Source organism: Alcanivorax sp. 1008, from assembly GCF_020667895.1.
Classification (GTDB): domain Bacteria; phylum Pseudomonadota; class Gammaproteobacteria; order Pseudomonadales; family Alcanivoracaceae; genus PGZG01.
Genome location: NZ_JAFMPS010000018.1, coordinates 22,390 through 28,963, shown reverse-complemented (window position 1 = coordinate 28,963; position 6,574 = coordinate 22,390). Strand labels below are relative to the sequence as shown.

Genomic DNA, 6,574 nt, shown 5'->3' with positions numbered 1-6,574 from the left:
ATCTCGCCGTAGTCCTTGGATTTTTGATCCGTGTTTTCAATCAGCAGGCCAATAGGACAACCTGTGGTTTTGCCCTCAAACACCCCGGACAGAATTCTGACCTGATCCGGCTCCCGTCGCTGGGTGGTGTAACGGCTGGTACCAGGCTTGCGCCGGTCCAACTCGACCTGCAGATCCTCTTCACTGATTTCCAGCCCCGGCGGACACCCGTCAACAATGGCACCAAGCGCCGGGCCATGGGACTCACCGAAGGTGGTGATGCGGAAGATTTCGCCGAAGCTGTTGCCTGCCATGATGAAGTCCTTCGCGTCGAGAGGACGCTGCAAAAATTCAGAAAAGGTCGCTATGTTGTTCCAACTGGGCGCGGGTAAGCAGGAATACGCCCTGCCCGCCACGCTCGAAATCCAGCCAGGTAAACGGCACTTCAGGCCAGTTCAACTCCACCGCTGCCTGACTATTGCCCACTTCCACCACCAGGATGCCCTCCGGGGTGAGATGCTCGGCCGCACCGGCCAATAGCTTGCGGGTAAAGTCCAAGCCGTCCTCACCCGAAGCCAGGGCAAGTCCCGGCTCATGGCGATACTCCGCCGGCAGGCTGGCCATATCCGTGGCGTCCACATAGGGCGGATTGCAAACAATCAGGTCGTAGCGACCTTCCACCGCACTGAGGCCGTCACCCTGCAAGGCTCGCACCTGCTGATCCACACCATGCAGCTCGATATTCTCGCGGCACACTGCCAGCGCATCGTCAGAAATATCACTGGCGTCCACTAGCGCAGCGGGAAAAGCCGCCGCACAGGCAATGGCAATACAGCCGCTACCGGTGCAAAGGTCAAGCACCCTGCTGACCCGCTCCGGATCCAGCCAGGGCTCAAAACGCTGTTCAATCAACTCCGCAATGGGTGAGCGAGGAATCAGTACCCGGCCATCAACCACAAACTCGAAACCACAAAACCAGGCCTTGCCGGTCAGATAGGCTGCCGGCACCCGGTCGTTGACCCGACGACGCAGCAGACCAGCAAACTGCTCCACCTCCAACGGCAGCAAGCGTGCCTCCAGCAGACGAGGATCGCTGTCCCACGGCAGGGACAGCACATGCAGCATCAGTGACAGGCCCTCGTCCCAGTAATCATCCGTGCCGTGGCCAAGAAAACTGCCATGTCGGCGCATGGCGGTTTCCGCCCAGCGCAGGCAGTCACGGGGGGTTTGCAGGGTGGCCACAGCCTGGGCAAATTCAGCTTCAGAAATCATGTGTTATTCCGTCGGGCGGAGCTTGGGCGGCATGCCGGAAGGCTCCTTTATCAGGCGCGAAAGGCTACCATAGTTTGGCCCTCGTAGGAGCGCTGCCAGGGCGCCATAATAGACTGGCTACCGGCGAACCGCTTTGCAGGAATCCACATGCCCCAATACTGGCTATTCAAAACCGAGCCCGACACCTACAGCATTGACGACCTGAAACGCGAAGGTCGCTGCGGCTGGGAGGGCATCCGCAACTATCAGGCTCGCAATAGACTGCGAGACGAAGTCCAAGCAGGTGATCAGGTTTTGATCTATCACTCCAGCTGCTCCGTACCAGCCGTAGCAGGCCTTGCAAAAGTGGTCGACAAAGCCAAAGCCGACCCAAGCCAATTCGATCCCCAGTCTCCCTACTTTGACCCGAAATCGTCGCCAGACAATCCCCGCTGGGTGCTGGTAGACATCGTTTGGCAGGAAAGCTTTGCCCGCACACTGCCACTAAAGAGCATTAAGGAAGATCCGAGTTACTCACACATGGAGTTAGTTAACCGCAGTCGACTTTCTGTACAGCATGTTCCGCAACACTGTTTCCAACGAATTGTTAAAGCCTGCCGCCTGCCGCACGATTAAAGTGCGCAGAAAAGCAACCCGTTCCCTCTTGGTGCGCGATTAAAAGTCATCGCACCATTTTTGTGATGGCACTTTGCCCTTGCACATAATTAAACCCCGCTGACTTGCACACAGTCATAAAATTTAATGGGAATTGGCACGGCGGTTGCTTTACATAGCGCAGGACATCCTTTCCTGCGCGGGACGCGCGCTCATCGACAGGATCTGCGGAAATGCGCCCCTTACTCTTATTGCTTTGTACTTTCCCCGCCGCCGCTTTTGCGGACGAAGGTAGTGATGCCATCAACATGGTCTGGCTGGCAACTGCGGCTGCATTGGTTTTCCTCATGCAGGCGGGCTTCGCCCTACTTGAATCGGGCATGTCTCGATCAAAAAACTCCCTCAATGTGGCCATGAAAAACTATATGGACCTGTGCGTCGGCACGCTGATTTTCTGGGCCGTCGGTTACGGCCTGATGTTTGGCACCAACAGCAGCGGCTGGTTCGGAACAGACGGATTCTTCCCAAATGAAGCAGAGCCCATGACCTGGGGTGTGCTGTTATTCCAGGCAATGTTTGCCGCCACTGCATGCACCATTGCCAGTGGAGCCATGGCAGAGCGCACCCGCTATAACGCCTACCTGATTGGTGCATTTGTAATCTGCGGCCTGATCTATCCGGTGTTCGGTAGCTGGGTCTGGAACAGTGATGGCTGGCTGGCCAAGATGGGCTTTATCGACTTTGCCGGATCCACCGTGGTGCACTCCATCGGTGCCTGGTGCGCTCTGGCCGGCATCATCGTGGTGGGCCCCCGTCTGGGTCGCTTCAGCTCTCGTGGTGAGCCGCGCGAAATCCGTGGCCACAACCTGACACTGGTGGCGCTGGGTGGATTTATTCTCTGGTTCGGCTGGTTCGGTTTCAACGGCGGCTCAACACTGGCGGCCTCAGTGGATATCGGACTGATCAACCTTAACACCCAGCTTGCTGCCGCTGCGGGTGCAGTAGCGACGGTGCTGCTGTCCGCCATACGAGGCCGTGCCGTGCTGCTCACCGAAACCGTTAATGGCAGCCTTGCCGGTCTGGTTGGCATCACTGCCGGCTGTGCCACCATGTCACCCGGCTATGCGCTACTGACGGGGCTGATTGCCGGAGTGGTTTGTGTATTTGGCCAACAGCTACTGCTGAAAATGAAACTCGACGATGTGGTTGGTGCAGTAGCTGTGCACGGTTTCGCCGGCGCCTGGGGAACCTTGGCTGCTGGCATCTTCTTTATCGACGATCCATTCAATAGCACCATCATTCTTGTCCAGCTGATTGGTGTTATCAGTGCCTTCGCCTGGGCCTTTGTCTGTGCCTTCGTACTTTATCTGCTGATCGCAGCGTTTGTTGGCTTGCGCGCCAGCGCCATCCACGAGCAACGGGGCCTTGACCTCAGTGAGCACGCCGAAATCGGCTACCCGGAGTTCCCCGTAGACACTGCCTACACTGCGGCCCGGGCTACCGACGTGGAGACCCGCTAATGAGTAACGATATTGCCCTGCGTCGCCGCGCTATATATACCGGTCTGAAGCCGTACATGGATGATGACGCACTGCTTGACGCTCTGATGCATTGGGAAAGTCATTTCGCTAACGCACCACGTTTTACTCTGCAGCGCTTTGTTGCAGAGTTATGTAAAGATGCGGATCTGCGTAGTCGCCGTGCGGACATTCTGCTCAGTCTGGTGCAAGCATTGAGCATGCCCGCCAATTCCCTGTTACCGGACCCATTGCAGCACCGGCAAAGCACTGCTCCTGCGGCTAATGATAGCAATGAAGGCTCTGGATTCAGCGCCCTGATGCTTGCCCTGTTTGAGGTTATGCCGAAAGACACCCAATACCATATGCGACTGGATATGCTGGCCAGTCTCGACGTGCGCAAGCTGCCCAAGTCCCTGCTGGTGGCACTGCAACGCTGGCTTGGTGACAAGGACACATTGCAGCCTGTTCAATGTGATACGGCATTGTTGCGAGCCATCGTTAATCGCTGCTATGTGGTACTCTGCGAGCGGGTTGGTCCGGTTGAAGCAGACCGCCTGCTAGCGCGGGCTGCGAATTTGGCCCAGGAAAACAATCCCACGCTGGCGCGAGCTATCAGTCAGCTTCTCTAGCCATCTGTTGCGACATCATGGCCAGGGATGGCAAGTCGATCAGGAGGCATACATTGCGTTTTCACAATCAGATCTTTATCGCTCTGATTCTTGGCGCCGTAGTGGGTGCGCTGACTAGCGCGGACACCCGTTTGTTCGGCATTCAGTTGCTTGCCATTCACGACATTGTCGGCAGCCTGTTTATCAACGCCCTGAAAATGGTAGTGGTGCCACTGATCACCAGTGCGCTGATTGCCGCCATGATCAATATGGCCGGTGGCCGTGATCTTGGTCGATTGGGCATCAAAACACTGACCTGGTACTTCGCCACCACCACATTGGCGGTGCTGACGGCACTAGTGCTGTTCAATGTCATGACACCGGGCATCATTGACGGTCAACCGGCAGGCGAGCGCCTTGGTCTGGCCACTCAGACGGATGCGGTGGTGGCCGGTATGGCAGAACGTGGCGCGGGCGACTTTGCCGGAATTATTCTGCAGCTTTTCCCGCCGAACATTATTCAGGCTGGAGCTGAGGGACAGCTGCTTGGCCTGATCGTATTTTCCATTCTGTTTGGCATGTTCCTGCGCAATCAGCAGGGACAGGCTGCGGAAACACTCAAGCAAGTGATCGTCGGCTTTTATGAAACCATGGTCGCCATCACCCTGTTTATCGTGCGCTTCGCACCGATTGGCGTATATGCGCTGATCGCCCGCACGGTAACGCAAACCGGTTATGACGCCATCGAACCGCTAGCCTGGTTTTTCTTCACCGTACTGATTGCACTTTTTATTCACGCCTTCGTTGTGCTGCCCATCCTGATCCGGCTACTGGCACGACGCTCGCCGGGGCGACATATTCAGGCCATGACGCCCGCGCTACTGACCGCTTTCTCCAGTGCCAGCTCCTCCGCCACCCTGCCCTTAACCATGGAGTGCACGGAACAGCGCGCCGGAGTGTCCAACCGCACTACCAGTTTCGTTTTACCGCTCGGCGCCACCGTCAATATGGACGGCACCGCCCTGTATGAATGTGCTGCGGTGCTTTTTATTGCCCAGGCCTACGGCATGGACCTGAGCCTTGGCAGTCAGGCATTGATTGTGGTGGTGGCGATTCTGACATCCATTGGCGTGGCCGGCATTCCATCCGCCAGCCTGGTGGCGATTACCCTGATTCTGACCACCGTTGGCCTGCCGGCAGAAGCCATTGGCCTGATTCTGGCCACAGACCGGCTTCTGGACATGGCACGCACAGCAGTGAATATATGGGGGGATAGCGTTGGCGCGGTGATTATCGGCCGTAGCGAGGGCGAAGAAGGGATTCTTGATGTACCGGTTAGTGAGATGGAGCAGCGTCACCAGATCAATCAGCGGGGGCAGTAGCTACCCCCGCTAATCGTTTTCAGGCGTGATGGTGGTGATCGTCGTTGTGCCAGCTATCCTGCAGGTCGCGGCGCAGCTTGATGGCGGCGCTAGCGACTGACGGAATGGCCAGAGCAAGACCCAGCATCAGCGGGATGCGCAGGAAGTCAGGCTCGCCCTGCAGCAGAACCATCAGAGAAACCAGCGCCAATGACAGCAGTACCAGTTCCACCAGATCACGGCCGATTGTCTTTGCCTTGAGGTTATTCATGGTGTATCTCCTTGCTGTTAACTTGTGAACATGTGTGCACAATATATCTGACATGAACATTAGTCAACACCTGTTCACAAATTATTTTGACCCCGACGAGCTTGGCCTGCCGGGGGGCATTACGGCACACTTCCGACCCTTGTCCACCAGCCCCGGGGAGCGCAGTTGGCTGAGACACGAACAGTATTGATCACCGGTGGGGCCAGTGGCCTGGGCCTGGCCTTGGCTCGTGAAGCTGGTAACCGCCATTACCGGGTCGCCATTGCCGACATCCATGATGCCCGTGGTGAACAGGCACGTCAGGCGCTGGCCGAACAGGGCGTGGACTGCATGTTCACGCGCTGTGACGTGCGCGACGAAAAAGACCTGCGAAACGCTGTCCAGAGGGTGGCGCGGCGCTGGGGTCGGCTGGATGTGATGATCAACAATGCCGGTGTAGCGGGTGCCGGTCTATTTGAGTCTCTCGGCGATGATGACTGGCATTGGTTGCTGGACATCAACCTGATGGGCGTTGTCCGCGGTAGCCGTATGGCGATCACCGAGATGAAGCGTCAGGGCTTCGGTCAGATCGTCAACATTGCTTCCATGGCCGGGCTAACTCCACCGCCGGGCATGGCCAGCTACAACGTTGCCAAAGCCGGCGTGGTGAGCCTGTCGGAAACACTGCGCAGTGAGCTGGCACCGCTGAATATTCAGGTTACGGTGGTGTGCCCATCATTCTTCCGCACCAACCTCGGCGAGTCCCTGCGCACGCCGGACCCGGTAACCCGGGCCCGCTTTGAGCGTTTACTGGAAAACAACGACATGACCGCCGAACAGATCGCGGTGGCGATCTGGAAGGCGGTCAACAAAAAAGAGTTTCTGGTTATTCCGCACAAGCCCGCTAAAAAAGCCTGGCGGGAAAAACGCTGGTTCCCGGAGAAGTTCTTTCAGTCCATGGAAGCGCTGGGCAAAAAGCTGCGGCGCTAA

The 6,574-nt window shown here is 57.3% G+C and carries 8 protein-coding genes; 5 read left to right on the top strand and 3 right to left on the bottom strand.

Translation table 11 applies throughout. The features are described from left to right. Together J1C54_RS14255 and prmB are read right to left on the bottom strand one after the other, a co-directional pair. The coding region (locus tag J1C54_RS14255) for a chorismate synthase (RefSeq protein WP_229149207.1) at positions 1–293 on the bottom strand (293 nt) is incomplete at its 3' end. Between the two features lie 37 nt (positions 294–330). After that, positions 331–1,251 (bottom strand): 50S ribosomal protein L3 N(5)-glutamine methyltransferase, encoded by a 921-nt coding sequence (gene prmB, locus J1C54_RS14250; protein ID WP_229149201.1) that lies wholly within the window; start codon positions 1,249–1,251, stop codon positions 331–333. 147 nt (positions 1,252–1,398) lie between these two features. Here prmB and J1C54_RS14245 point away from each other — a divergent pair, with 147 nt between their 5' ends. From J1C54_RS14245 to J1C54_RS14230, 4 genes are all read left to right on the top strand, one after another. Then, the gene (locus J1C54_RS14245; protein ID WP_229149199.1) at positions 1,399–1,866 is read left to right on the top strand and encodes an EVE domain-containing protein; all 468 of its coding nucleotides are present in this window, start codon (positions 1,399–1,401) and stop codon (positions 1,864–1,866) included. Between the two features lie 212 nt (positions 1,867–2,078). Further along, a complete protein-coding gene (locus J1C54_RS14240; protein WP_229149197.1) occupies positions 2,079–3,365 on the top strand; it encodes an ammonium transporter in 1,287 nt (428 codons plus the stop codon). Next, on the top strand, positions 3,365–3,994 hold the full coding sequence (locus J1C54_RS14235; RefSeq protein WP_229149195.1) for a hypothetical protein: 630 nt from the start codon (positions 3,365–3,367) through the stop codon (positions 3,992–3,994). Before J1C54_RS14240 ends, J1C54_RS14235 begins: the two co-directional genes overlap by 1 nt. A gap of 53 nt (positions 3,995–4,047) precedes the next feature. After that, on the top strand, positions 4,048–5,355 hold the full coding sequence (locus tag J1C54_RS14230; protein WP_229149193.1) for a dicarboxylate/amino acid:cation symporter: 1,308 nt from the start codon (positions 4,048–4,050) through the stop codon (positions 5,353–5,355). A 19-nt stretch (positions 5,356–5,374) separates the two neighbouring features. Here the strand turns inward: J1C54_RS14230 and J1C54_RS14225 are convergent, their stop codons facing one another. Further along, positions 5,375–5,605: a hypothetical protein gene (locus J1C54_RS14225; protein WP_229149192.1), complete on the bottom strand. Its 231-nt coding sequence runs from the start codon at positions 5,603–5,605 to the stop codon at positions 5,375–5,377. Positions 5,606–5,770: 165 nt separating this feature from the next. Between J1C54_RS14225 and J1C54_RS14220 the strand changes: the two genes are divergently transcribed. Then, on the top strand, positions 5,771–6,574 hold the full coding sequence (locus J1C54_RS14220; RefSeq protein ID WP_229149191.1) for an SDR family oxidoreductase: 804 nt from the start codon (positions 5,771–5,773) through the stop codon (positions 6,572–6,574).